This is a genomic window from Candidatus Nitrosocaldus islandicus (assembly GCF_002906215.1).
In the GTDB taxonomy this organism is placed as follows: Archaea; Thermoproteota; Nitrososphaeria; order Nitrososphaerales; family Nitrosocaldaceae; genus Nitrosocaldus; species Nitrosocaldus cavascurensis.
This window is the reverse complement of the sequence record NZ_CP024014.1, coordinates 892,615-916,538: the sequence shown is the minus strand read 5'-3', so window position 1 is coordinate 916,538 and position 23,924 is coordinate 892,615. Positions and strand designations below refer to the sequence as shown.

Annotated in this window: 30 protein-coding genes and 1 tRNA gene; 16 read left to right on the top strand and 15 right to left on the bottom strand. The window is 40.6% G+C overall.

The annotated features are described in order from the left end of the window. The first annotated feature begins 6 nt into the window (after positions 1 to 6). On the top strand, positions 7 to 288 hold the full coding sequence (locus tag CRG89_RS04720) for a MoaD/ThiS family protein (RefSeq protein WP_103287172.1): 282 nt from the start codon (positions 7 to 9) through the stop codon (positions 286 to 288). Then, positions 272 to 1,030, top strand: a complete 759-nt coding sequence (gene cgi121 / locus CRG89_RS04715) for a KEOPS complex subunit Cgi121 (protein WP_103287171.1) — start codon at positions 272 to 274, stop codon at positions 1,028 to 1,030. Before CRG89_RS04720 ends, cgi121 begins: the two co-directional genes overlap by 17 nt. Here the strand turns inward: cgi121 and CRG89_RS04710 are convergent. The 4 genes from CRG89_RS04710 to CRG89_RS08925 form a co-directional block, all read right to left on the bottom strand. After that, complete coding sequence (locus tag CRG89_RS04710) at positions 1,019 to 1,591, bottom strand: THUMP domain-containing protein (protein WP_158648725.1); 573 nt, start codon at positions 1,589 to 1,591, stop codon at positions 1,019 to 1,021. The two genes, cgi121 and CRG89_RS04710, sit on opposite strands and share 12 nt — an antisense overlap. A gap of 131 nt (positions 1,592 to 1,722) precedes the next feature. Beyond that, positions 1,723 to 2,340 (bottom strand): L-threonylcarbamoyladenylate synthase, encoded by a 618-nt coding sequence (locus CRG89_RS04705; RefSeq protein WP_103287169.1) that lies wholly within the window; start codon positions 2,338 to 2,340, stop codon positions 1,723 to 1,725. Between the two features lie 189 nt (positions 2,341 to 2,529). Next, complete coding sequence (locus CRG89_RS04695; RefSeq protein ID WP_103287168.1) at positions 2,530 to 3,174, bottom strand: hypothetical protein; 645 nt, start codon at positions 3,172 to 3,174, stop codon at positions 2,530 to 2,532. Between the two features lie 97 nt (positions 3,175 to 3,271). Continuing rightward, positions 3,272 to 3,439, bottom strand: a complete 168-nt coding sequence (locus tag CRG89_RS08925) for a hypothetical protein (protein ID WP_168174134.1) — start codon at positions 3,437 to 3,439, stop codon at positions 3,272 to 3,274. Between the two features lie 51 nt (positions 3,440 to 3,490). On the opposite strand from CRG89_RS08925, the gene CRG89_RS08740 reads away from it, so the two are divergent. Both CRG89_RS08740 and CRG89_RS04690 read left to right on the top strand, forming a co-directional pair. After that, a complete protein-coding gene (locus CRG89_RS08740) occupies positions 3,491 to 3,631 on the top strand; it encodes a hypothetical protein (RefSeq protein ID WP_158648724.1) in 141 nt (46 codons plus the stop codon). 75 nt (positions 3,632 to 3,706) lie between these two features. Beyond that, on the top strand, positions 3,707 to 3,976 hold the full coding sequence (locus CRG89_RS04690) for a Fe(2+)-trafficking protein (protein WP_103287167.1): 270 nt from the start codon (positions 3,707 to 3,709) through the stop codon (positions 3,974 to 3,976). An 82-nt stretch (positions 3,977 to 4,058) separates the two neighbouring features. On the opposite strand, the gene CRG89_RS04685 is transcribed toward CRG89_RS04690, so the two are convergent. Continuing rightward, positions 4,059 to 4,553 carry a hypothetical protein gene (locus tag CRG89_RS04685; protein WP_103287166.1) on the bottom strand — a complete coding sequence of 165 codons (495 nt, stop codon included), beginning with the start codon at positions 4,551 to 4,553 and terminating at the stop codon, positions 4,059 to 4,061. Between the two features lie 58 nt (positions 4,554 to 4,611). On the opposite strand from CRG89_RS04685, the gene CRG89_RS04680 reads away from it, so the two are divergent. Together CRG89_RS04680 and CRG89_RS04675 are read left to right on the top strand one after the other, a co-directional pair. Continuing rightward, positions 4,612 to 5,832, top strand: a complete 1,221-nt coding sequence (locus CRG89_RS04680; protein WP_103287165.1) for a DUF373 family protein — start codon at positions 4,612 to 4,614, stop codon at positions 5,830 to 5,832. A 139-nt stretch (positions 5,833 to 5,971) separates the two neighbouring features. Next, positions 5,972 to 6,397: a bis(5'-nucleosyl)-tetraphosphatase gene (locus CRG89_RS04675; protein ID WP_103287164.1), complete on the top strand. Its 426-nt coding sequence runs from the start codon at positions 5,972 to 5,974 to the stop codon at positions 6,395 to 6,397. On the opposite strand, the gene CRG89_RS04670 is transcribed toward CRG89_RS04675, so the two are convergent. Genes CRG89_RS04670 through CRG89_RS04660 form a run of 3 tightly spaced genes read right to left on the bottom strand, consistent with a single transcriptional unit; the run spans position 6,386 to position 10,259 of the window. After that, entirely contained in the window at positions 6,386 to 7,330 is a 945-nt protein-coding gene (locus CRG89_RS04670; RefSeq protein WP_103287163.1) for an orotidine 5'-phosphate decarboxylase, read from the bottom strand. The two genes, CRG89_RS04675 and CRG89_RS04670, sit on opposite strands and share 12 nt — an antisense overlap. A gap of 16 nt (positions 7,331 to 7,346) precedes the next feature. Beyond that, complete coding sequence (locus tag CRG89_RS04665) at positions 7,347 to 8,042, bottom strand: hypothetical protein (protein ID WP_103287162.1); 696 nt, start codon at positions 8,040 to 8,042, stop codon at positions 7,347 to 7,349. A 48-nt stretch (positions 8,043 to 8,090) separates the two neighbouring features. After that, a complete protein-coding gene (locus tag CRG89_RS04660; protein ID WP_103287161.1) occupies positions 8,091 to 10,259 on the bottom strand; it encodes an NHL repeat-containing protein in 2,169 nt (722 codons plus the stop codon). A 31-nt stretch (positions 10,260 to 10,290) separates the two neighbouring features. Here CRG89_RS04660 and CRG89_RS04655 point away from each other — a divergent pair, with 31 nt between their 5' ends. Then, positions 10,291 to 11,046: a DUF72 domain-containing protein gene (locus CRG89_RS04655; protein ID WP_103287160.1), complete on the top strand. Its 756-nt coding sequence runs from the start codon at positions 10,291 to 10,293 to the stop codon at positions 11,044 to 11,046. Between the two features lie 14 nt (positions 11,047 to 11,060). Here CRG89_RS04655 and CRG89_RS04650 read toward each other — a convergent pair whose 3' ends face one another. Then, positions 11,061 to 11,522 carry a hypothetical protein gene (locus CRG89_RS04650; protein WP_103287159.1) on the bottom strand — a complete coding sequence of 154 codons (462 nt, stop codon included), beginning with the start codon at positions 11,520 to 11,522 and terminating at the stop codon, positions 11,061 to 11,063. A 122-nt stretch (positions 11,523 to 11,644) separates the two neighbouring features. Here CRG89_RS04650 and CRG89_RS08735 point away from each other — a divergent pair, with 122 nt between their 5' ends. Continuing rightward, on the top strand, positions 11,645 to 11,785 hold the full coding sequence (locus CRG89_RS08735; protein ID WP_158648723.1) for a hypothetical protein: 141 nt from the start codon (positions 11,645 to 11,647) through the stop codon (positions 11,783 to 11,785). 142 nt (positions 11,786 to 11,927) lie between these two features. Here the strand turns inward: CRG89_RS08735 and CRG89_RS04645 are convergent, their stop codons facing one another. Then, positions 11,928 to 12,929: an adenylosuccinate synthetase gene (locus tag CRG89_RS04645; protein ID WP_103287158.1), complete on the bottom strand. Its 1,002-nt coding sequence runs from the start codon at positions 12,927 to 12,929 to the stop codon at positions 11,928 to 11,930. Positions 12,930 to 13,293: 364 nt separating this feature from the next. Between CRG89_RS04645 and CRG89_RS04640 the strand changes: the two genes are divergently transcribed. Then, entirely contained in the window at positions 13,294 to 14,364 is a 1,071-nt protein-coding gene (locus CRG89_RS04640) for a radical SAM protein (RefSeq protein WP_103287157.1), read from the top strand. Between the two features lie 406 nt (positions 14,365 to 14,770). Here CRG89_RS04640 and CRG89_RS04635 read toward each other — a convergent pair whose 3' ends face one another. After that, positions 14,771 to 15,922, bottom strand: coding sequence for a LamG-like jellyroll fold domain-containing protein (locus tag CRG89_RS04635; RefSeq protein WP_158648722.1), 1,152 nt, complete (start codon positions 15,920 to 15,922; stop codon positions 14,771 to 14,773). A gap of 304 nt (positions 15,923 to 16,226) precedes the next feature. Continuing rightward, the gene (locus CRG89_RS04630; RefSeq protein ID WP_103287155.1) at positions 16,227 to 17,042 is read right to left on the bottom strand and encodes a TatD family hydrolase; all 816 of its coding nucleotides are present in this window, start codon (positions 17,040 to 17,042) and stop codon (positions 16,227 to 16,229) included. Between the two features lie 66 nt (positions 17,043 to 17,108). On the opposite strand from CRG89_RS04630, the gene CRG89_RS04625 reads away from it, so the two are divergent. From CRG89_RS04625 to CRG89_RS04615, 4 genes are all read left to right on the top strand, one after another. Next, complete coding sequence (locus tag CRG89_RS04625) at positions 17,109 to 17,339, top strand: histone family protein (RefSeq protein ID WP_103287154.1); 231 nt, start codon at positions 17,109 to 17,111, stop codon at positions 17,337 to 17,339. Between the two features lie 87 nt (positions 17,340 to 17,426). Beyond that, positions 17,427 to 17,498, top strand: a tRNA-Cys gene (locus CRG89_RS04620). A gap of 363 nt (positions 17,499 to 17,861) precedes the next feature. Further along, positions 17,862 to 17,999, top strand: coding sequence for a hypothetical protein (locus CRG89_RS08730; RefSeq protein ID WP_158648721.1), 138 nt, complete (start codon positions 17,862 to 17,864; stop codon positions 17,997 to 17,999). Positions 18,000 to 18,199: 200 nt separating this feature from the next. Next, the gene (locus tag CRG89_RS04615; protein WP_103287153.1) at positions 18,200 to 18,388 is read left to right on the top strand and encodes a 30S ribosomal protein S30e; all 189 of its coding nucleotides are present in this window, start codon (positions 18,200 to 18,202) and stop codon (positions 18,386 to 18,388) included. Between the two features lie 45 nt (positions 18,389 to 18,433). On the opposite strand, the gene CRG89_RS04610 is transcribed toward CRG89_RS04615, so the two are convergent. Next, positions 18,434 to 19,489, bottom strand: coding sequence for a biotin--[acetyl-CoA-carboxylase] ligase (locus CRG89_RS04610; protein WP_158648720.1), 1,056 nt, complete (start codon positions 19,487 to 19,489; stop codon positions 18,434 to 18,436). A gap of 50 nt (positions 19,490 to 19,539) precedes the next feature. Here CRG89_RS04610 and CRG89_RS04605 point away from each other — a divergent pair, with 50 nt between their 5' ends. From CRG89_RS04605 to CRG89_RS04595, 3 genes are read left to right on the top strand one after another with little or no spacing between them, the layout of a single operon-like run. Next, positions 19,540 to 19,968 (top strand): CoA-binding protein, encoded by a 429-nt coding sequence (locus tag CRG89_RS04605; RefSeq protein ID WP_103287151.1) that lies wholly within the window; start codon positions 19,540 to 19,542, stop codon positions 19,966 to 19,968. After that, positions 19,956 to 20,282, top strand: coding sequence for a hypothetical protein (locus tag CRG89_RS04600; protein WP_103287150.1), 327 nt, complete (start codon positions 19,956 to 19,958; stop codon positions 20,280 to 20,282). Before CRG89_RS04605 ends, CRG89_RS04600 begins: the two co-directional genes overlap by 13 nt. Positions 20,283 to 20,302: 20 nt before the next feature. Continuing rightward, positions 20,303 to 21,508 carry a redox-regulated ATPase YchF gene (locus tag CRG89_RS04595; RefSeq protein ID WP_103287149.1) on the top strand — a complete coding sequence of 402 codons (1,206 nt, stop codon included), beginning with the start codon at positions 20,303 to 20,305 and terminating at the stop codon, positions 21,506 to 21,508. A 103-nt stretch (positions 21,509 to 21,611) separates the two neighbouring features. Here the strand turns inward: CRG89_RS04595 and thiL are convergent, their stop codons facing one another. Next, entirely contained in the window at positions 21,612 to 22,574 is a 963-nt protein-coding gene (thiL, locus tag CRG89_RS04590; RefSeq protein WP_103287148.1) for a thiamine-phosphate kinase, read from the bottom strand. Beyond that, entirely contained in the window at positions 22,571 to 23,863 is a 1,293-nt protein-coding gene (locus CRG89_RS04585; RefSeq protein ID WP_158648719.1) for a phosphomannomutase, read from the bottom strand. Before CRG89_RS04585 ends, thiL begins: the two co-directional genes overlap by 4 nt. Positions 23,864 to 23,924: the final 61 nt, after the last annotated feature.

Genomic DNA, 23,924 nt, shown 5'->3' with positions numbered 1-23,924 from the left:
GACGGTATGGTTAAGATTAAGGTAAGATTACTTGGAGGTGTTAAGAGATTGCTAGGAAGAGATGTTATTGATCTTGATGCAGAGGGCGAGGTGATCACTCTAAAAGACTTGCTTGCACTCTTGGCATCCATGAGTATGAATAGAGATGCAAATGGCTTACTTGCTCCAAGCAACCTGCTCGTTGTTATAAATGGGAAGGAAGCCTCACTCCTTGGAGGGTTTGATGCGGTTATAAAGGATGGGGATCAGGTTAGCATCCTAACAGTTGTACATGGTGGTTGCTTATAGTATGATATTAAGGTTGATCAACGATGAATATGTTTATCATGTAATGCTCATCTACATTACTGTAGATCTCTCGCTTGAAGAGCCAGAGGAGTTTGTTAGAAGGCTTAGGGCTCTTGCTACTGAAGAGAAAGAGAATGGTATCATTGTACAGGTTGTAGATGCAGATAGCATTGCTGGCAGAGATCATCTCCTAGAGGTTCTTGCTCAATCACTTGAGGCTGAGAGAAGGTCATGCATGCTAGCAAAGAGGGTTGAGGTTGATATGATACTGAGGTTAGCATGTACAAGGCAGATATCAGATGCTATAGAGAGGGTTGGGTTGAAGAAGGAGAGCGGAAAGGCACTACTTGTAGCAGTAGTACGTGAAGAGGATGCTTATGATAGTAGGAGCATGAAGGAAGATGATGTGGGTGGAGAAGATGATGGAAGAAGGAAGGGAGAGGAGTGGAAGGAGGAGAAGAATGATGACAGTAGTAGTTACTACTATAACCTCCTCATATCATTCAAGGATAGGCTGAAGGCAGTGGATGGGGTGAAGAGGGTGTATGACGATGAGGTTGAGGTTGGACTAAGAGGAGAAGGGGAAGAGAAAGAGAAGGAGGAGAAGGAGGAGAAGAAGAGTACTGTATATGAGCATCTAGCAAGTATACATGGGATAAGTGAGCAGGAACTAACCTCATGTATAAGTAGCAATAAACTCGTTAGCATACTTGCAGAGAGGGCAAACCTTCTACACAGATGAGTCTGCTAACGAGCGTTTAACCTTTATGCTACTGAATACATCATCATACTTGAGCACTGCTACCCCTGTAACCTTACCTACAACCTCTATGAGCACTAGCCAATCATAGTTGGTGAGATCTACACGCCTATCTATCCTTGATGCTACTGCCTTTATAATCTCCATACTATGAAGGCTATGCATCATCCTCTTCTCAACCGTTATCCTAAAGCTCTCATCCTTGCCTATCTTCAATGATGCTAACTCACTGCAAGCATCGCTTATCTCCTCTACACTTGTATTCACTACCTTCTCAATAGGGATGAGTCTTAGTATATACCTTATCCTCCATGGCTCATCCATAGCAATGCTCCTAAGCGATCTAACAACCTTGAATGGATCTATGCTGGATCTGCATGCAAGCAAGCCTGAGATCCCTGTATACCATACATCTACAAGCCCAACCTTAGCCTCTCCTTCATCCTTGAAGAGTTCATGCATGAGCGTTACCATCTCATCCCTAGCATCCCTCTCTGCATGCCTGTAAGTTGTTAGTAGCATGTTAAAGTCAGATCTCTTCAATATCTCTCCCCTCTCACTCTCCTCCCTCCTTCTTCTCCTCTTCCTCTTTACCTTTTTCTTCTCCTTCTCCCCTCCTACCCCTCCTCCTACTACTATTCATACCATAAAATTTACTCATGCTAACATATCTCTCATCTGTACTCCATGAGACACCTCTCCAACTCCTCCCTTGCTATAGCCCCTTCCCTTATAATCATACCCTTCTCTACATCATATACTGTCGATGCCTTGCCAATATTTGCTTCTCCACAGTCAAGTATAGCGTCCAACCCATTAAGCATAGCCATGACCTGCATTGCGTTTACTGCTGGACTCATACCAGATGGGTTTGCGCTAGTACCTACAAGCACACCATTGCATAGGCTTATTAGCCTCAATGCATGCTCATGATTTGGTACCCTAACCCCTACCTTTCCATCCTTTACTATCCTGCTAGATATCTTAGCATCCTTGAGTCTAGCGAGTATGGTCAATGCTCCAGGCCAGAAGTGCCTTGCAAGTACCAAGGCTCTCTCATCCATGTATGCTATCCTCATAGCATCCTTAACACTTGCACATAATAATGGTACTGCCTTACCTTCTTCCCTCCCCTTTATCCTGAAGACCCTCTCAACAGCATCCTCATTGTATGGATCACAGCCCAATCCATACACTGTATCTGTAGGATAGGCTATAACCCCTCCTTCTCTCACTATTGTAGCAGCCCTTGCTATACCCTGTTCATTGCATTGTAGTAGCAATGGAAGCATCTTATATCTAAACCAAAATACTTATTAATAGATTGCTTGCTGGTAAAGAGTCATGCTAGAAGAAGAGGAGATGGAAGAAGAGGAGTTCGATGAGGATTTTGAGGAGGATTTTGAGGAGGATTTTGAGGAGGAAGATTACGACTATGAGGAAGAGGTAGAGGAGGAGTACTAACTATCGCTATATTTTTATTAATTATTATCCCCATCACCATTATTATTATATCCTACTATCCTCACTATCCTCCTAGTTAGCGTATATACCGTGAGAAGTATGGAAGAGATTCCAGATATCTTGATGAGACCTGCTAGATAGGTATAGTATGCACTATAGAATATCATACCATACCAGCTTATGAACTCTGCTACTGCTAGAAGTGTTATCCCTGCTGCTATAATCATGGATGTAGCCTTCCTACTTGCTAGAGAGAGCATCATGCACTGTGTTGAGCCATACACTATAAGCATGAATGCTATTGCCTTTGTAACATACTCTAATGAGTTACCAGGGATTGTGAAGAATGGGTATATGGAGAATGTAAGAAGGATTAGCAGTGGTACCATGTACTTGAACCCCTTCTGTACACTGTATGCTAGTGCAATGAATGCATAACCTATAGTGCTTAAGGTTGTTGATACCATGCTATATGCATCTATGTATAGTTCTGCTATACTCATCATGAAGCCCAAGCCTATTGAGATGAACGCTATAGATAATCTTAGCATGGTAGGGCTCTTGGTTATGGTATAACCTTTGTACGTGAGCAAGCCTAAGGCTATGCCAAGTAACATCCCAAGAGCATAGATGATCATAAACATGTCTGCTTCCTCAACCACTCCTCTTCAACTCCTATGCTCCATCTAGCCTTCAGCCCATCTATCTACCTACCTACTCTAATCTATCCTCTTCTTGCTCATTAACTTTACAATTATCTCATAACTTGTAATCGTTCAGCACATCCCTGTACCTTGGATCAGTGTAGGCTAGTATCCTAACATACTCCCCATAGGTCACATCTAGCATACACTTATCACACTTTACACGAGAGAAGTTATCCTCCAACACAGCTATTGAGCCACACTTGGGGCATTTAACACGCATATACTATACTCGGTGAAGAAACTAATAACGGTTTTGCCTTGTTGGTATTGAATGAGGGAAAGGATGTATATAGATGGTGAGGAAAGAAGAGAGAAGAAGAAGGTAATTATGATGATGAGGATGATGAAGATGATGAAGAAAGCATCTCAAGCATCTGTATATATCCTCTTACCATCTTATAATTATGGCTAGTTAATTCTATGGCTAGGTAAAGATACTCATCCATAAGGTAACAATATATAATAAGCATAAGCACCAACCCATGATATGGTAAGATGTGTAAAGTGTGGTAGCGAGATAGATGAGAGCATAGAGAGGGATGCTAGGGCAAAGAGCTATGGTAGTTGCAACAACTGCTGGAATGAATGGACTAGGTATAGCATAATGGTAATAAACGATCTCAGGCTAGATATGTCTATACCAGAGCATAGGCAGATGCTTAAGAGGTATGAGAGGATATTCTTTGGGTTGGAGCAGATAGGGCAGGGTATGAGGGATGTAAGCAAGGAGGAGGAGAGGGTTCCAGATAAGAAGTGATTTGTATTATCAGCAATACTGTATATACCAGAGAGATGAAGAGGCATAAACCTAGATAATAAGATCAAATGATAAGATAAGATCAAGAATGCAAGCCTACTTCCCTTAGAACGTTCTCTGGTATGCTACTCAACAGCGTCCTCTTGCTCTCCTCATCCATCTCTTGAAGTACACGCTTAATACTTGCTACCGTTGCACCCCTCACATCCACATCAAGGGAGTTTAACACATGCAGTAATGGGGCAAAGTCTATCCTTGCTACTTTGCTTGCATTGCTAACCATGACTCTAGCGTATATGCTGAATATGCTATTCCTCCTCTCATCACCGAACTCGTGGAGCAGTTCAAGCCAGGTCTTGAAGAGCCTTGCTACAGTACCCATCTCCATGCTTGGAAGAGCATCTACAACATTCCTTATCATCTCTACCTTATCCTCCTCTTGGAGTGTGAAGAACTCATTAAGCCTATTCCTCATCATAGGCTTTCTGAGGAACTCTGGGAGTCCAGCGAGTATGTATATTATGTTCCCAGCATAGTTTGGAGTACTCTTATTACTAGCATCATCTACAACCCTCATCTCTCATGTTATAAACCCATAATGGTTATATCTCTTTTCCTTTTACCATCTACATCCGATGATAAGTAGTAGGGAGAGGGAAGGTATAGAGAGAGGGGGTGAGGTAAGAAGGGATAAGAGTATACTTGTACTCTGCATAGATAGGGATGATGATATAGGCTCAAAGGCAGGTATAGGTACACCTGTAGTAGGCAGGGATGAGTGCATAAACGCTGGTGTAAGGCTTGCTATAGAGGATCCAGAGGATGCAGACTCTAATGCTATATTTGCTGCTGTCAAGGTGTATGAGGAGTTGGTAAGCAAGGGCTATAAGAGTGAGATAGCCCTGCTCTCAGGCTCATATAGGAGAGGTGTTGAGGCTGATGAGAGGATAGTGAGCCAGTTGCATAGTGTGCTGAAGAGGTTTAGTGCTGATGCTGTTGTTATGGTATCTGATGGTTCAGATGATGAGTCAGTGCTCCCAGTGATACAGGGTATAGTGCCAGTTATATCTGTGCAGAGGGTTGTAATAAAGCATAGCAGGAGTGTAGAGTACTCATACGCATTACTTGCTAGATACCTAAGGTCCTTGATATATGATCCTAGATACTCCAAGTTCTTCCTAGGCATACCTGGTGCACTCCTACTTGCAGGGGGACTCTCTATAGTACTCAACCTTGCAGACTACGCATTACCTATGCTCTCAATAATACTTGGAGCGATATTCCTCGTTAGGGCATTCGATGTAGATAGAACATTGCTTAGCATAACAAAGAGCACAACGCCATCAAACTTCGTCAGGGTATTCTCCATAGTAGCAGGTATAATAATAGTTATAGCATCTCTAGAGACAGGATACGTTAACGTGCAGGGCATGCTTGAGGGACATGATGCATTGAACATAATCTTGAACAAGGATATAATAACAGCATTCCTCATCAACATGCTCCCCCTACTCTGGATAGGTATAGGTGTTATACTTGGAGGCAGATTATTGAGCAATATCTTCAGGAGTAGCATAAAGGCCATAAGTGATGCATTAAGGTTGGTAGTACTTGGGCTCTTCTATATACCAGTACAGCAGTTGATACTCATGATCAAGGGGGAAGCAAATCCATTCAGTCTAGTCTCATCCCTACTCCTAGGGTTTGCTGTAACACTGATAGCAGTAACGCTTGTGTATGAGTACTACAGGAAGAGAGCATCATCAACAACCAAGGCAAGTAAGAATACTACTAGTAGTAATAGTAACAGCAGTAATGCTAGTGATGTTGATGAAGTAAATTATAAGGATGATTGAAGGTAGTTATGGTAGATAGGTAGGTAGATAGGAAGGTATGCATACTACTAGCAGGCATCTAATTAATAATATACAATGAACCAACACATACCTATAATTACATATAAAATATATAAAAAGTATCATTACAGCATTATATATGCTAGAAGAGAGATCTGCTGGAGCGGTACTCTTCCGTCTACAGGATAGAGAGCCTATATACCTTATCCTGCACTACCATGCTGGGCACTGGGACTTCCCTAAAGGTAATATAGAGCAGGGGGAGGATGAGTTGAGTACTGTGAAGAGGGAGATAAGGGAGGAGACATGCATAGATGATGTTGAGTTCATCCAAGGGTTCAGGAGGATGGTTGAGTACATGTATAGGAGGGCTGGGAGGTTGGTGCACAAGGTTGTTGTATTCTATCTTGCAAAGACAAGCAAGGATGAGGTTAAACTATCGTATGAGCATAACGATTACAGATGGGGTAGGTTTGATGATGCCCTAAACCTCCTAACCTACAACAACTCAAAGATAATACTCAGGGATGCTGATGAGTTCCTTAGAGGCATATTATCCTCGTGATATTGAGGATATCCTAGCAAGTCTTGATGCCTCTCTTACTGGATCATCAGCACCAAGTATGCTTCTACCAACTATTATGTAATCTGCCCCATTGCTCAACGCTGCTGATGGATCTCCTCCTTGAGCACCGCTCCCAGGTGAGAATATAGCAACATGCATATGAGCATCTTCAATGTATGCTCTACACTCCCTTATCATCTCTGGTCTAGTTGCGCCTACAACTATACCATCTGCACCTGCTGCTAGAGCCCATCCAAGGAATACCCTGTATATGCTTGTGGATGGAGAAGGAGAGTGTTGCTGTAGTTGCATTTGCACATCCCCTCCCTGCTGTTGTTGCTTCTGTTGCTCATCCTCCTCCTGCTCTTGCTCCCCATGCACTATCTTTATACGCATACCATAACTACTCTCAGCACCCTTATGGCTCATATACACAAGTGCTATAGCACCCATACCTCTACTATGTGCATTGTGTATAGCATCCTTCAATGCATCAAGTCCAATTATCGGGTTGATTGTTAGAGCATCAAAGTTAGACTCTGCTAGCTTATCAATTGCAACCTTGTTAGTGCTAGGGATATCGTTCAACTTGATATCTGCTATGCTCTGTAGCCCATGTGAGTGGGCACGATCATTTATATACTTTACATCATCCATGCTTAGAGGAAGAAGGAGGTGCATGTTCATCTTTACACTGCATATGTATCCTGCTAGAGCATCTATTATTGAGCATACCTTCTCAACTCGTACATCATTGGATAGGTCTAATGCAAGCACTATCCTGCTACCATCATGCTCCTCTACAGATGCACTAAGCCTCTTCAGGAATATGGATGTGGGCGTAGGTGTAGGTGTAGGTGTAGGGGTTGATGCATGTATAGGATTGGGCATGTACCTAGCATTATTACTGTTATTATACTTGCTATGACTCATCTCCTCACCTTACCGTTCATACCTGCTGATCCCTAACCCTTATAACCTTCATGTATATGTATCCATGCCCATCTATATCGTTTGTGAACTCTGGCTCTTCCCCGCTCTGGCTAGAGTACCTTACAAAGTTACCCTCTGGCATCTTATCCAGAACTGTATAGCAGAAGTATGGGGTACCATCCTCATTGCTATTCATGAACATGCCTACTACTATCATTCCATCTGCTTTAGCATCCTTGCCCTTATCCTTGCCTTTGCCATGTATGTAATGCCTCTTCATTAGGAATAGTGGTGTCAAGACCTCTTCTCTCATATACCTATAGAGTACCAACTTTGCTAAACTGCCTAGGTTACTCATCACTATACTCTCTGTATGCATCTCCCTCCTACCCTTGAGCATCCTCTTTGGCATCTCCTCAACCCTTATTATTGGAGCATAGGAGTATGCTGGGTTATTTGCTGCATTGACCATATTGATCTCCTCATTACCCATGTAAATCCTGTATGCAATGAACTCTCCAGAGCATTCAGCATTAACATAGCAGAACAATGGCCTTGCTAGACCTACATTTATGCCTACTGCTAACACATCCATATTCTCTAGCCTGAACGCATAAACAGGCAACGATACAACCTCTAGTGCAGATGCTAGCCTTGCAAGATCGTTAATGCTTGCTAGTTGCATGTAGTAGGGTATCTTCACCAGAAGCATAAATATGGAAGAGTAATTAAAGGGTTACATCCATAGAGCAAGAGATCATCATATAGGCTGTCTGAACCTAAGAACTACCTTGCTGCTATATAGGATGTATATATCGCCATCGTCCTTATCTACATCCATACCACTTATCGGTTTATATGGATCTTTATATAACAGAGAGAGTGGATATGAGCATGCTTGTTGATCTGCTGGATAACATATTCTTCCCCATGCTGCAACCAACTTACCACTACCATCTATTGCATCATCACCACCATCATCATCAACATCCATAACAATCACGCTAGTTGTTGTTGCTATGTAGATGTATCCCCTGTCATCAACATCCATATCCACTATAGCATCGATTGAGTGATTAGGGGTCATGGGGTTGATGAAGTTTAGTTTGCCTACAAACCTTCCGTCATGCTTGTTGAATACCTGTATCCTCCTATTATACTCATCAATAACATACAACTGCTCATCTGCAAGTGCACTGTTTCCTATGCTATAGAACTGTATATCTCCACGCTTTAATGGTCCACTACTATCAGGATCGCTACAGTTAGTACCAGCAGGTACAGGCTCCTCCCACTCTATCTCAAGACTCCATCTACCATCTGGATTACGCTTGTAATGTGGTATAACATAACCATAGATGGTACACTTGGTTGTGATCCATAATCTCTTAAGAATAGTACCATCCTTCATTATGGCTATACCATCGTTAAGTACAACATAGATGTAACCTTCATCATCTATCTCAACATCCATCACATAGCTGCCCAGTGTTGAGCCTAAGAAGTACTCTTCCAACATATGTCCATCCTCATCATAAACCTTAACCTTATCCTTCAGGAAGAGTGCAACCTTACCATCTCCATAAGCAATACCACTCTTCCCCAATTCTTCAAGACCATACTCCTCGCTTGCAACTGCTGTCCATTCGCCAACCTTAACTCCATCATCTTTATTATACTTGTGTATCTTGATCTCGTCATTACTATATAATGCTATGAATATGTTATGCTTACTTACTGCTATATCGTGTGCTTCACTCTCTATATGTTTATACTTGTATACATTCCATACATAATCAAGTCCATTGCCATTACTCCTATGTACCTTTATTGTACGTATACCATTAGAACTGTTCTCTATTATGTAGATAGCATCATCGCTAACAGCAAAGTCTATAATAAAGTCTATAGTACTACTAACAACATGATCATCTATCCTATTAACAAGCAAACCTGAATCTGTAAATACATGAATAATACCCTTAACATCAAGTACATATACATAGCCTCTATGGGCTCTTATCTCTTCTGGATAGTTATCTGGGTATAGGCTATCGTATATGATCCAACTTGTCACTATCCTTCCATCCTCATCTAACTTATACACTCTATCAACTTTATCATGTCCGCCTAGTACATACAGATTATCATCTTCATCTATTGCAATATCTGCGATTATATCTATCTCACTATTGCATGGATCTACATATGTAGCAATAAACTTACCATCGCTGCTGAACCTCTTTATCTCATTATTACCAACAACTACAACATCACCATTGCTGTATGCTGCTATCATATTATTAATTAGAGGAAAGTAATCTTCATTATAGTAATCTTCATAGCAATTCTTTGCATGTACTGGTTTTGTCCATGTCTTCATCAATTCACCATCCTTGCTGAATATAGTAAGGAGATTATAGTTTAAAATTAGTACGTAGATGTTACCATTACTATCAACAGTAACAATATTATCTGAATTATAATAGTAGCCAAACGAGAATGGATAGAATATATCGATGTCTCTACCTATCCCAATTGAGAATATCTCTCTACCATTGGTATCGAACTTGACTATCTTGTCTGTAGCACTAACTATTATTATATTACCGTCTTTATCGGTGAAAATGTCTACAGGGTATATATCGCTATAATCATAACCCTGATTATCTATAGCAATGTATGAGCCATCGAACATGTACTGTCTTGTCTCAGAACCATTGAACAATGTATGTGATATACGCTCATCAACAAGTTTGTTGATCATCTTTATCTGCTCAACAAGGGATGAGTTCATGTCCTTAACCCTATCGTTAAGATCTGCTATCTCCTTGTTCTTTGAGTCAACCTCTATAGATTCGAATACATATAGTATTAACAATACGCTAGTAATTACAAGAATTATATGTGTTCTAGCAACTCTACCCATATTTATAAATAGAGAGGGTTAAGATATATAAATGATGAGATATGTTGGTTGCTGTAGTAGAAGGGTTACATGGCAGGAGTATGCAAGGTTATTCAATGCCATAGAGGTTGATAGCACGTTCTACAAACTTCCTAGGATTAAGACAGCAAGGAGATGGTTTGAGAGCACATCTAACATAGTAAGGTTCTCCATAAAGGCATTCCAGTGCATAACCCATCCAGCAGGTATAACATGGAGGAGAGCAGGTGCACAGAGACCAACTAGCAATCTTGAAAGATATGGGCATCTCAAGCCTACTGAAGAGAACTTTATGTTATGGGATGCAACACTAGCAGTATGCAAGGCAGTTAATGCAAGACTATGCTTGCTACAGTTACCTCCATCATTTGAGTGTAATGATGAGCATGTTAACAATGCTATAGCGTTCCTCTCAAGCATAAGGAGAGATGGTATAAGCATAGGTATAGAGTTGAGGAATAGATCATGGATGGTTGAGGAGAATAGAGGTAAACTGCTTAGCATACTTGATAGGGGTGTTGTACATGTTACAGATCCATTCACTTGGATTCCATTACTAGTTGGTAATATTGCATATCTTAGGATGCATGGCAAGTTATCGATTAAAGGTAATACGATAAGATATGATTACTCACACATATATAGTGATGATGAACTTGTAAGGCTTAAGAATATTGTAGATGCTCTATCTGCTGATGAGATCTTCATAATGTTCAACAACATAAACATGCATGATGATGCTTTACGCTTCAAATCGCTACTGAGTTGATTGATTTGTTCATGCTAAGAGCCAACAGTAGAATCATTGATACTGCATAATACAATAGTAATTGGGAATGCTGGGATTACATATGTGCCTATTATCTCAACCGCAGAGTTACCATTGCTATTGTTATTATTGTTACTGTAGCCATCAACATCATCATCCCTATCTATAGCGATCTCAACTATCCTAACATCAGTTGTTGATGCTATATACTCTTTATGCTCAATAACATTACTACCATCAACAAGTACAGAGAGTCTAGATGGGACATCTATGATATGGGATGGTAATGCAAATATAGCATGAGTACTATAGCCTACATCCATTAGCCTAATAAGCAATGATCTCTTACTAGTATCAACCATAATGCTATCATCTACAACTCTAGCATCTATAACTGCAATTACCAAAGGAGGATCTATGCTTATACATTCACCTTCCACAATACATAATCTAGCAACGCTCTTCTCTTCATACACTGCAACCTCAAGCGTTGTGCTCTGATAAGTGCATATATCTAAACATCTCTACAATGGCTTGTTGCTGTTATCGTATAATAGCCTTGTTCAGTTGGATTGAATTTTACGCTGAAACATCTGACGTGCTGGTTGAGATTGGGATAGACTCGCCGTATGGATCATCAAAAGAGTATGAAGGAGTAGAGAAGATGGTAGATGGTTCTCCATTGTATAGTATGATGCCATTGATATCATATTTCTTCCTGCTATGTAATGCTCCATAGGCTCTATGACTGGTAGAGAGTTATGGGTTGCATATGTATAATCTGCTAGCGGTATGGTTATGGTTATCAATGAAAGTAAGAGGAATAAGTTAAATTAAAAGAGTAAGAGTAGTAAAAGGGTTCATATCAATGCTATACCTCATCACTTCCTTCTATCTATTATATCGTATACATCCTCACCTGTGCCTATTAGTGTAACCTTGAGATTCAACTCATCCTCTATGCTCTCTATGAACCTCTTTGCTTCATTGCTTAACTGCTCATATGCTCTAGCATGTTTGCAATCAGGGAAGAGTACATCTAACTTTGTTACTGCAATCTGAGTTGCACTGTTAAGCATAACAGCCCTCTTGGCTAACCTCATGTTGAATGGTGCTGCCCTCCTCTCCCTACCTGTAACAGTTGCTACTTCAAGCCATCCCCTCCTCCTTGCCTCTTCTCTATCCAATTCACCCTCAAGCATGCCAGAGCCAACCCTAGTAACATAAGCCTTGAATACAACAAGCACATCATCAACCCTTTTTGGACCTATACCAACATCTGAGCATATAGCAGATGCTGTTACATCCTTTGAGGTTACGAATGGGTATGTGCCATGGTATAGGGATAGGAATGTACCTTGTGTACCTTCGATGAGTACATGCTCTCCCTTGTCAAGTGCATCATTAACTAGTTGAGATACATCGCCAGTAAGCCTTGCTAGGCTATCTACATCTTTAGCCAACCTAAGCATCCTTGATGCTCTATCTGCATTTGCTGGACCACTGCCAGAGCCTGTAGTACCTATCATCCTTGAATGCTCCCCAGCTCTATCCATCTCTTTATGCCTCTTCTCTATTATCCCTGCTTGATGATCAACAACAACCTTATCCAATACACCAAACTCTCTCACCTCATTCAAGAGAACATCTGGGTCTATAAGCACACCTGCTCCTATCATTAATCTACATCCCCTGTATGCTACAGCACTTGGGAGCATCCTAACCTTGTATGTTCTACCATCTATGGTGAATGTATGCCCAGCATTTGGTCCAACACCTCCCCTAACTGCTATGCTAGGTTTATCCTTCAAGGCTAGATAGGCTATCACCTTACCTTTACCCTCATCACCAAAGAACCCACCAACAACTACTGTTGAAGGCATCTCTACTCAACCACTACTATCCATATCCTGTTCTATAATATCCTAACCCTTGCTAAGATACAGGATTGAGAAGGTTTATGAGCATGGGAGAGTTCTTGCAATATACATGTAACATATGCATCCTCCTCATCATCATAATAATAATACATAGCCCTGCATACACCTTATAGATTCTATTTATTCTAACCTGAGATGAGTTGTGGCTAGATGAGATATGAATAGTGTCTCACATAATTCATAAATTAATCCGTTTTTATATATGAAAATCATGATAAAATGGTCAAGAAAATATTTAATATCTATCTCATATTATAATTTCAGGTAATTCGTTAAAACTTATATATTATCAATTGGTTAGTAGGATATGCTACGAGAACTCAAGGTGCTTGGCTCATACTCGTTGAACAGGTTGCAGGGTAGGAAGAGTCCTTTGGTTGCAACATTTGCATTAACAAGTTACTGCAACTTCTACTGCCCTATGTGCATATTTGGTGCGTCAGATAAGGAGGCTCAGATGACAAATGCTCTAGAGAATGATCTAAAGACAGAGCAGTGGAAGTATGTGATGAGTAAGGTTGCTCCTCACGTTATATGGAGTATAGTTGAGGGTGGTGAACCAACAACCAGAAGAGATATAATGGAACTGCTACGACATCTTCACTCTATAGGGTTAGGGTTCACGCTCATAACAAATGGCTCCATGCTACACACTTTAGACCTTAAAGAACTTGCATCGTATGGTGTTGTATGCACTAGCATAGACTCTGTTAAGGAAGAGGCATACTGCAAGATAAGGGGTGTATCGCCAAGCATGTACAAGAGGGTCATGGAGAATGTTAGATTGCTGAGCAAGTACAATGTAAAGCGTGCAATAAATACTGTTATAACCAAGTACAACTGCGATGAGTTCATAACCCATGAGTACTTTGACTTCGTTAGGAAGGAGTTGGATGTACATGCTGTGAACTTCTCATTCGTTGAGGATGTCTTCCCAAGCAAGTATAGGCTTGCACCAGATAGGGAGAGTAAGAGCAGGGTAGCAAAGGCTATAATGGATTATGCTAAGAGCCATGATGACCCATTCATAGCAACACCATTCAGATACCTCAAGGATATGATAGAGTATGGTAGAGCAATGTATGATGCATGTGCAACATGGAAGGTTATATTTGTGCAGGCAGATGGTAGCGTTATAGTACCATGCTATAGGTTTGATAGTCCTGAGAATAGGATGAGCATCATTGAGCATAGCATAGATGAGATATACAGGCATAGAGCATGGGAGATAACAGATAGATGCAATGAGTGTGATAGTTTCTCATGTGTATGGTATCTTGCACAGAATCCACTCAATATAGCAGATGCGTACATAAGAGGGCTAATCTCTCTAATCAAGTACTTTGCTACAACTAGAATTGGGTTGAATGCAAAGTAGTGAGTAGATAGGCTAAAATACTGCTACTTAGATGATCACGAAATATAACACATCATATATAATGATGTATATTGAATTAATATTATCATAATAGGTTAATGTAACTTTCTACTCTTGTTTATTTCAAATGAATCTCTGATAGAATTGTTCACATCATAAAACTTGATAACAAGAGTACTACCATTGTTAATAACATCTATGTTCAAGAAACCATATGTGATCAACTGTGTTACTATGTAGTTTGCTCTCCCATTAAATGTATATAATGATTTTCCTCCAGTTCCTACAGTTATATATATCTCCCCTTCATAATCTGGATAGTCTGTAGTGCTCTCATTATATGTTATTACGCTATCATACTTTAATGGTTTTGATCTCTCATAATTATGGTTATGTGCCTGTAATACTAATCTACATTATATTTATCAAACAATGGTTGATATACATCCCTAAAAGATTTTAATGCTTGATGTATTGTTGGAGATGTATACATTGGTTTGTGGAAGTAGACTATTATCCAATCTATTATAGCATTGTTACTTGCATCGTAAAGATCTTTCTTTGCAAAGTTGTATTGAGCAGAACCTATTCCAAATGATGATTCTGTATCCAACACAAGAAAGTGCACGTTATCATAATCAAATGAATAATATGTCTTTGTTATATTAAATCTATTAAGAAGGTCATCTCTCCCTTCTTGATTAAGATTATAGCTTGATCCATTAGGTGTTTCATGATTACCCATTGCTATTGTAGTAGGATTATGCATCTTACTCTCTATGCTTACTATCTTATCATACCAACATGAAGGGGATGTTGTATATGAGTAATCGCCTAAACCTAAGACTAGTTCTGGATTAACATTTGCTATAGCATTAATAACTGCATCTGTGTTTGATGTGCAGCCAAAGTCTCCAACTGCTGCAATATTAAATGTATCAATAGGATATGTACTATTGAAGTAAAAGATTGACCCATCACTAGCAAATACACCATTGCTATATGCATCACTAACCTCTTGAGCATTTAATGCTCTGTTGTATACTCTAACTTCATCTATATCGCCTGTGAAGTATCTGCTATTATCTAATGAATTCTTGCCTATTGTTAATGGAGTATTCCAGTTGTAATCTGGTACTGCCCCATTAGTGCTTAGAGATGATACTAATGAACCATCTACATATAGCCTTAGTGTAGAGCCATCATATGTTAGTACTACATAATGCCATTGTCCATCATTGTATGTATTTGGTGATATGACAAAATAGTCTCTACCATTAGAATCCTCAAACCCTGCTTGTACTTTGCCTATAACACCTTGGTTAGATCCTGTTAGCCATATACCATAGTTCATATCTACAACATTAGAACCATCTGCACCAAACCCTCCCTTGTTTACTATTATTGCTACCTGTGAGTTGTTATTCATGGTTGTTTTGAACCATGCTGATACTGTAAAGTTTGTTGTTAACCTTAGCTCTTGCTTATCAGGTATGCTTACAAAGTTAGAGCCAGTAGCAGTGAAGTATGGTTCATAATGGTAACTACCCTGTGCCATAGCATAATAGCTATTCTGTAATGAACTTATACTCTGAAATAGTAGTATAATTGCTAATATGATTGCAGTACCCTTATACATCAACACACAGTTTAGTAAGGGCGATTATAAGGTTTTAAGTCCAATATGTAACATGTATATAACGTAATATACCGCCTCTATCTATATTAATTTTCTACTACTCTTATCATCCTACCAATCATAGTTAATGATAATATTCATAAACAATATAGCTAGAGGCAATATATAATTTGTAGCTTCTAAATATTTAGAGAGGATCATTTATCACAATAGTATAAATGCACTATAAAGAGTGCATGTTAAGATATCTCATAGAGTTCTCAAAGAGTAGAGATGTGGTGGAATCATAATCCATCCCAAGTGTGTTAGCAACAGCGTATGCAACGCTTATCAAGAATGATGGTACTGCCATCATGTTGTTGAAGCATGAACCGTATCTTACTGGTCCATCAGTCTCTATAAGCACTAGATCCCTTGCAGTGTTGCTTAAGAGCACCTGCTTCTCCTTAGAGTAAACCAGCACTGGTCCATAGGATACATAATAGCCTTTGCTGTTTGCTATAGCAAGCTGCTTCTTGCTTCCAGAGAACCAATGGAGTAATACACCTTTTATCCTGTATGAACTCAAGGTATCTATAACATCATCAACAGCCCTCCTTGAGTGTATAGATACAGGCTTCCCATACCTCTCTGCTATGCTGAGCATCCTCTCAAATACCTTGATCTGTGCCTTGAACTCATCCCCATCCTTTACTATTGCTCTATCAAGCCCTATCTCCCCTATACCTTTGATCCTTGATATGTTTGACTCTATGAATACACATATCTTATCTAGATTATCTTCAAGTAGGTTGTGATCAGCCTTTCCATCACTCCTCTCTTCCTTCCTATCAAGGTTTATACACCATGGATGCAATCCAACGAATGGGATTATAACATCGCTATACTTCCCTGCTAACTCAAGGTTCCTCTCACCAGTATTAAGATCCATAGATACTGATACTGCACTTATACCAAGGTGCCTGAGCATCCCCACAATTGTATCCTCAATACCAGTATAATCATCATCGGTAAGGTGCACATGTGCATCTATCAGCATTACATTAATGGGATAAGATACTTACTATAAATAAATTTTAATACTTCGTTAGGGATATGCTTAGGGATGCCAGAGCAAGATGTTGAGTTAAGCCTTGCCCCAATGTATAGGATAATAAAGAAGGCTGGTGCAGAGAGGGTTAGCGATGATGCTGCAGATGAGTTGAGGAAGGTCCTTGAGGAGGTAGGAATCATTATTGCTAAGCATGCAGTTGATCTTGCTGCACATGCAGGTAGGAAGACCGTTAAGGCTGAGGATGTGAGGCTTGCATCTAAATCTATGTTGAAGATAGGCTGACTATTATTGGCTGATGATATCATATCAATAATTATAATCTGGTCATGGTTTAAATTGTTCATTGTTGAAGTATCCATAGGAATCTGTGGTGGGGTGGCAGAGCGGCTATGCGCCCGCCTGCAGAGCGGGTATACAGGGGTTCGAATCCCCTCCCCACCTCTTCTGGTCTAATATTTTTATTATAATATGGCTCATCAGTATAAGTAACATAAACAATTAGAAAAATTTCACAAACTATGCCTTATGATGAATAATATTTGTTAATTGAGTATCGATAGTGTTCAGATAAGGATGAGAGATGTTTTAAAATCTGCTCTATTCACCTTTATGAGTAGTAGAGTTGATATCTAGTTGCTTTAAGCGTATAACAAGTAGTGTGAAGGTTCTAGCAGTACTAGTATACATCTTGCTTTAGTAAGAAGAAGGTTGCTTATGCTCTAATTTGATATCAATTGAGCCTATAAGCAAATCTATGTAATGATCTTGCTATAAGGTATCATCAACCATAAAGTTTGCTAATGGATGAGCATAAGTATAGATAGAATGTGTATTGCTGTTATAGATGAGGCAACAAAGCTAAGACATATATGTGTATATCTAGCAGGAGATGTAGATAGCAAGAAGGAGTTACTTGCTATCTATATACACTTCATATACTAGGAGTAGTATAGTGCAATTATCTTCTTAAAGGTAATACACCTGTAATAAGAAGGAATATGCTAGATTAATTGATGCTGAAAATGATAGTATAACGTGTTAATGTAATCCTAAGTAGGTTCTTATCCTAACACTATCCAGAAGAACTATCAATATTTTTAAATATATGTTATGGAAGTAGATATAGGTAGGTGATTGGATAAATGCCAACCCATGGATCGATAACAAAGGCAGGTAAGGTTAAGAGTCAGACACCAAAGTTACAGGCTAGACCAAAGGTAAGCCCTCCACCAAAGGTAAGGAACAGATCAAATTATATTAAGAGGTTCAAGTACAACAGAAAGCCAGGCCAGAACTGGGAACTCATGGGCTCTGCCTCAAGCTCAAGGTGAGTTAGTCTATCCATTAAAGATATAGCATCAGTAATAGATCTATCATCATCCTACATATCTCACATGCACATAGCCAGATGTGACCTTCTTTATCATCCCATCACTCTTAACTAGTAGTGAGCCATCATCATCCACATCTATTGCTACACCCTCTATAGTTAAGGCATCATTACCCTCTCCTTCTATAACACGTACAGGACCTAGCATTATAGTTGCCCTTATAGCAGCAAGCATCTCATCCTTGTATGCTAATCTGGAGTAGATATGCTCAAGTTCCCTCAGCAGTGATGCAAGTAACCTTACCCTATCCACAGCCTTACCAAGTTCATGCATAAGGGATGTGGAGCCATAGTAATGACTCTTATCAGCATAACCAATCATACGCTCTATGCTATCTATGCTCACATTTGCGTTTACCCCTATCCCTACAACAGCATAGTTGATAGCATCATGCTCTATGCTCATATCTATTAGTATGCCTGCAACCTTCTTGTAGTTGATTATAACATCGTTGGGCCACTTTATCCTAGCAGCAAAGTTAAATTTACCATTGATGGTATTGCATACAGCAAGTGCTGTTGCAAGAGAGAATAGCGTCACATCCCTAACACTGATCCTTGGCTTTATGATTAAGGAGAACCATACACCTCCATCTGGCGATATCCATCGCCTTGAGGCTCTACCTCTACCCCTGCTCTGCCTCTCTGCAACAACAAGTATAGAGTCTCTACCCTGCTCAGCAAGCCTCAACGCTACATCCTGAGTTGATTCTACCTCCTCGTAGTAGATTATCTCCTTTACCATATCAAACCTCCCAAGCTCAAGCATTATCTCCCATGGATAGAGTTTATCTGGTCTGTGAACAAGCATATACCCAACTCTAGGCTTTGCATCTATTCTATAGCCATACCTCCTCCTCAGCATTGATATGTACTTCCATACAGCCTCTCTAGATATGTCAAGTGCCCTACTGATATACTCACCAGACACATACTTCCCTTCCTTCTCTTCACCCCCTTCCCCTTTACCCTCTCTAAGCATGCTTAACAAATCCCTAAGCCTAGACCTCTCGCTCTCAATTATCATCATACATACATACATACATACCATCTAGAGATATATTTAACTTGGTCATCCATTAACCAAGGTATATGGAGAGGGATAACTACTCTGATGATGAGATAAAGAGCATACTCTCACTCAAGAATATTGCAGTGGTTGGCATCTCAAGGGATCCAAACAAGGATGCACATATCGTGCCTAGATACCTAATGGAGAATGGGTACAACATAATCCCTGTTAACCCATCAGCAGATCAGATACTTGGAAGGAAGGCGTACAAGAGCCTCAAGGATGTGCCAGATGATGTAAGAATAGATCTTGTTGATGTATTCAGGCCTTCTGATCAAGTTCTTCCTATAGTGAAGGAGGCTATAGAGAAGGGTGTTAAAGCAATATGGCTGCAACTTGGTATATACAACAGAGAGGCTGTAGAAGAGGCTAGAAGGCATGGCATAAAGGTTGTGTACAATAGGTGCATGATGCAGGAGCATAAGAGGTTGTACGTATGGAAGCGCTGAGGGATGAGTTGAAGAGTATCGCTGCAAGGTTGAACATAAACATACAGGTTAGTATGGATGAGGAGAATAGAGTGCTGAAGGTATATGCAGATACAGCAGATATGCTAAGCAAGGCAAGGTCAGGGCTTAGGGATGTTCTAGAACTTGCATATACTACAGCAGAACACCACCCATACTGGAGTATAGCGTACAATGCCGCAGAGATACTAAACATATTACTTGAGAGATGGGATGATGTAATGAGTAGGGAAGATGTTGATGAGCTTGAATGGCGAGCAAGTGAGTTGAAGAGTGCGATAGAGAAGCTTAAATAACCATTCAAGTAAGTAGAGATGTGCCAATAAGGATAGGCCTTATAGGTAAGACAAATACTGGAAAGACTACATTCTTCAACGCTGCTACCCTATCACAAGCGGAGGTCTCAACATACCCATTTACAACCAAGCAGCCAAACTTTGGTACATCACATGCTATAACCCTATGTGTGCACAAGGAGTTCAATGTCACCGATAACCCAAGGAACTCTATATGCAGGGATGGATGGAGGTTCATACCAATAGAGTTGATAGACCTGCCAGGACTAATCAAGGGTGCATGGCAGGGCAAGGGATTAGGGAATCAGTTCCTTGCAGTTGCTGCACAGTCAGATGCATTGCTTCACATAGTTGATGCCTCTGGAAGCATAGATGCTGCTGGCAGGATAACAGAACCAGGTACAGGAGACCCATTGGCAGATATAGCAGATATAGAGGAGGAGTTGGTTATGTGGTACCTCAAACTGATAGAAGGTAATAGGGATAAGATCTCAAGGGCCAAGGATAGGTTAACAGCAGCAATAGCAAACGTAATGGCTGGTGTGGGTGTGAAGGAGCATCATGTGCAGAGAGCGTTGATAGATAGCAACCTTCAAGGCAAGGACTTTGACAACTACACCATGGAGGATAGTAAGAGGCTAGCATGGTCATTAAGGGATATATCTAAACCAACCCTTATAGTAGCAAACAAGATAGATATTCCTACTGCTGCTGAGAACTTCAAGAGGATAAGGGAGGAGTACAAGGATATGCTTGTTGTACCAGCGAGTGCAGAGGCTGAACTTACATTGAGGAGGGCTGAGAGTAAAGGGCTGATTAGATACATACCTGGAGATGAGAGGTTTGAGGTGCTAAAGCATGATGGGCTTAATGAGAGGCAGAAGTGGGCGCTCAACTTCATAAGGAGGGATGTACTTGGGGAGTATATGCGTACAGGTGTGCAGCATGCGATAAATGTTGCTGTATTCAAGTTGCTGAAGATGAATACCGTGTATCCAGTTGCTGATGCATCTAGGCTATCTGATAAGGATGGCAATGTTCTGCCAGATGTATATCTACTCCCAGCAGGTTCTACAGTTGAGGATCTTGCAAGGCAGATACATACTGATCTTGCTAAAGGATTGCTTTATGCTATAGATGTGAGGGATGGGTTAAGGCTCCCTGCAGATTATGAGTTGAAGGATAGGGATGTGATATCTATAGTCTCTGCAAGTAAGAAGAAGTGAGATGAAGATAAAAGAAGGAAGATAGGTAAGTAAGTAAATAAGGAGAAGGATAGATGTGATAAGTATACAATGCTAGTAATAAGATGGATCAATCAAGTTATTATTATGCTAAATGCTCCCAACCATACCCCTTCAGTTCTCTCTCCCCATACTCATCCTTTATGTAAACCCCAGTACCCTCATGAACTCTTCCTATGATCATTGCGTTGCACCCTGTTAACCTTGATATGCTCATAACCTCATCCAGATGCTCCCTTCTAATAGTAGCAACTATCTCATACTCCTCCCCAGCATAGAATACAAGGTCGTCTATGCTCAACGAGTTGTCCCTAGCAAACCTCTCAACACCCCTGCCTATAGGCTTATGCTCTATGATGAAGCGCTTCCCACTTGCATTGCTCATCTCATGCAGAGTATATGCTAGACCATCGCTTGAGTCCATTGTAGATGTTGCATATCTAGCAAGCATGAGCCCAAACCTTAGCCTTGGTTTGGGCATTAGAACACTCCTTATAGCCCTTGCCCTGAACGTTGGCTCTGCCTTTGCACCCTCTAGCAGTATCTTGAGTCCTGCCTTTGTATACCCAAATGGACCAGATACAAGGATCAGGTCTCCATTGGATGCACCTGAACGCTTTACAAATCTACTACCCTCCTCTACCATACCAAGCATGCAACAGTCTATTATGAGTTCCTTCCCCTCATTGGTATCCCCTCCAACTATCTTGATGTTGAACTCCATCTCAGCCCTCCTGAAGCCCCTTGCAATACTCCTCACATAACCCTCATCCAACCCTTTTGGGAGCGCAAGGGAGGTTAGAGCATACAATGGTCTCACACCCTTGCTAGCCATATCGCTTACAGGTGCAACTATGCTCTTCCTTGCTATCTGCCATGGCTCCATCCCTCTAGGCACATCTGTACCCTCAACAAGCATATCACACTTTAGAGCAACCTCGATGTTGTTAACCCTTACAAGTTCAACATCATCGTAGCATCTCTTCCCTATGCTTGATGATATGATCTCTATTACCCTTCTCTCCCCAACCCCAACATTACCATTCATCCTGCATCCTTTATCATCTGCTCATACATCCTGTATAATTCATTGCATCTATCGGTGCTGTCTGACTCTACAGATAGTCTTACAACATCCTCCGTATTGGATGGTCTTACAAGTACCCATGTACTCTCATCCAGAACAAGTTTGATGCCATCCATGGTTATGGATTCAGAGTAATCATGTCTGCTAAGGAGTAGATCACTTATCCTATCATGCTTAATTCCTTTAGCATCTACCTTACCCCTCCTTACACTGTATCTCTTAGAGTACTCCATCACCTCATCAAGTCTATCAAGCATCGATAGTGATAGTGCTGATGCTAGAAGTCCATCCCTGCAAAGGTTGAACCCAGCCATTATGAACCCAGCGCTGCTCCCTTCTCCTCCAGCACCACATCCATTCTTCAGCATAGTATCAACCACATTTGCTTCTCCAACCTTGCTGTAGAGTAGTTTACAGTTCATCGCTCTTGCAAGATCTCTTACTGCATTGCTTGTATCTATGCTTACTGCTATGCTCCTACAACCCATCTCAACTGCTTTTGCTAGGCATATGAGCAGGGTATCATCTGGCTTGTATCTCTGCCCTGTTAGCACAACTGCTCTATCACCATCCATATCTAATGCAATACCCAACCTGCACCCATTGCTAACGGCAGTGTATAGGTGTGCAAGGTCTGAGCCAGTTGGATCTACTGCCATGCTATCCATCACAACTGCTCTAAAGCCGAGTCTAGCGAGTATCTCAAGTATATATGCTCTACCTGCACCATGTGCAGTATCAACTGCTACTGTAGCCCCTTCAGCATCGTAACCATCCAACTCAAGAAATCTGAACAGATCATCAAGATAGATGGATGATGCTTCTGATGATGACCAATACTCCACACCTATCCTGCTTATGCTCTTACTCTTCTTACTACTATTGCTACTCTTGAGTAGCAGATCTGCAGGCACTTCTCTCCCATTCAGAGCGAACTTGAGACCATTCCACTCCAATGGGTTATGGGATGCAGTTACCATAATGCCTGCTCCAACCCTCGATGCATTTGACTCTCTAACTAGCACTGGGGTTGGTGCTATTCCTAGGTTATAAACATCTATACCATGCTCTCTCAGCACTGCTGATGCTACTGATGCTATACTCTTGCTTGATATTCTTGTATCCATTGCAAGTGCACATCTATCGCTTAGCATTGATGAGAATACCCTTGTGAAGTTCATAACATGTTCTAGGGTAAGATCTTCAGGGAATAAGCCTCTAACACCAGATATAGATACCTTCAGACCCATGCATATGCTAACGTTTAAGTGTAATTTATTTATCATCGTATATGGTTAGCGTAGTAACCAA

What these genes read in the sequence shown, in the direction of transcription:
- CRG89_RS04635 (WP_158648722.1), bottom strand. Translation starts at nt 15,922, where the DNA reads ATGGCACAGGGTAGTTACCATTATGAACCATACTTCACTGCTACTGGC.
- CRG89_RS04625 (WP_103287154.1), top strand. Translation starts at nt 17,109, where the DNA reads ATGCCAGAGCAAGATGTTGAGTTAAGCCTTGCCCCAATGTATAGGATA.
- CRG89_RS04600 (WP_103287150.1), top strand. Translation starts at nt 19,956, where the DNA reads ATGGAAGCGCTGAGGGATGAGTTGAAGAGTATCGCTGCAAGGTTGAAC.
- CRG89_RS04720 (WP_103287172.1), top strand. Translation starts at nt 7, where the DNA reads ATGGTTAAGATTAAGGTAAGATTACTTGGAGGTGTTAAGAGATTGCTA.
- cgi121 (WP_103287171.1), top strand. Translation starts at nt 272, where the DNA reads ATGGTGGTTGCTTATAGTATGATATTAAGGTTGATCAACGATGAATAT.
- CRG89_RS04685 (WP_103287166.1), bottom strand. Translation starts at nt 4,553, where the DNA reads ATGAGGGTTGTAGATGATGCTAGTAATAAGAGTACTCCAAACTATGCT.
- CRG89_RS04615 (WP_103287153.1), top strand. Translation starts at nt 18,200, where the DNA reads ATGCCAACCCATGGATCGATAACAAAGGCAGGTAAGGTTAAGAGTCAG.
- CRG89_RS04610 (WP_158648720.1), bottom strand. Translation starts at nt 19,489, where the DNA reads ATGTATGTATGTATGATGATAATTGAGAGCGAGAGGTCTAGGCTTAGG.
- CRG89_RS04640 (WP_103287157.1), top strand. Translation starts at nt 13,294, where the DNA reads ATGCTACGAGAACTCAAGGTGCTTGGCTCATACTCGTTGAACAGGTTG.
- CRG89_RS04645 (WP_103287158.1), bottom strand. Translation starts at nt 12,929, where the DNA reads ATGCCTTCAACAGTAGTTGTTGGTGGGTTCTTTGGTGATGAGGGTAAA.
- CRG89_RS04690 (WP_103287167.1), top strand. Translation starts at nt 3,707, where the DNA reads ATGGTAAGATGTGTAAAGTGTGGTAGCGAGATAGATGAGAGCATAGAG.
- CRG89_RS04655 (WP_103287160.1), top strand. Translation starts at nt 10,291, where the DNA reads ATGATGAGATATGTTGGTTGCTGTAGTAGAAGGGTTACATGGCAGGAG.
- CRG89_RS04660 (WP_103287161.1), bottom strand. Translation starts at nt 10,259, where the DNA reads ATGGGTAGAGTTGCTAGAACACATATAATTCTTGTAATTACTAGCGTA.
- CRG89_RS04630 (WP_103287155.1), bottom strand. Translation starts at nt 17,042, where the DNA reads ATGCTGATAGATGCACATGTGCACCTTACCGATGATGATTATACTGGT.
- CRG89_RS04680 (WP_103287165.1), top strand. Translation starts at nt 4,612, where the DNA reads ATGATAAGTAGTAGGGAGAGGGAAGGTATAGAGAGAGGGGGTGAGGTA.
- CRG89_RS04675 (WP_103287164.1), top strand. Translation starts at nt 5,972, where the DNA reads ATGCTAGAAGAGAGATCTGCTGGAGCGGTACTCTTCCGTCTACAGGAT.
- CRG89_RS08740 (WP_158648724.1), top strand. Translation starts at nt 3,491, where the DNA reads ATGAGGGAAAGGATGTATATAGATGGTGAGGAAAGAAGAGAGAAGAAG.
- CRG89_RS04705 (WP_103287169.1), bottom strand. Translation starts at nt 2,340, where the DNA reads ATGCTTCCATTGCTACTACAATGCAATGAACAGGGTATAGCAAGGGCT.
- CRG89_RS08925 (WP_168174134.1), bottom strand. Translation starts at nt 3,439, where the DNA reads ATGCGTGTTAAATGCCCCAAGTGTGGCTCAATAGCTGTGTTGGAGGAT.
- CRG89_RS08730 (WP_158648721.1), top strand. Translation starts at nt 17,862, where the DNA reads ATGAGCATAAGTATAGATAGAATGTGTATTGCTGTTATAGATGAGGCA.
- CRG89_RS04665 (WP_103287162.1), bottom strand. Translation starts at nt 8,042, where the DNA reads ATGCTTCTGGTGAAGATACCCTACTACATGCAACTAGCAAGCATTAAC.
- CRG89_RS04585 (WP_158648719.1), bottom strand. Translation starts at nt 23,863, where the DNA reads ATGGGTCTGAAGGTATCTATATCTGGTGTTAGAGGCTTATTCCCTGAA.
- CRG89_RS04670 (WP_103287163.1), bottom strand. Translation starts at nt 7,330, where the DNA reads ATGAGTCATAGCAAGTATAATAACAGTAATAATGCTAGGTACATGCCC.
- thiL (WP_103287148.1), bottom strand. Translation starts at nt 22,574, where the DNA reads ATGAATGGTAATGTTGGGGTTGGGGAGAGAAGGGTAATAGAGATCATA.
- CRG89_RS04605 (WP_103287151.1), top strand. Translation starts at nt 19,540, where the DNA reads ATGGAGAGGGATAACTACTCTGATGATGAGATAAAGAGCATACTCTCA.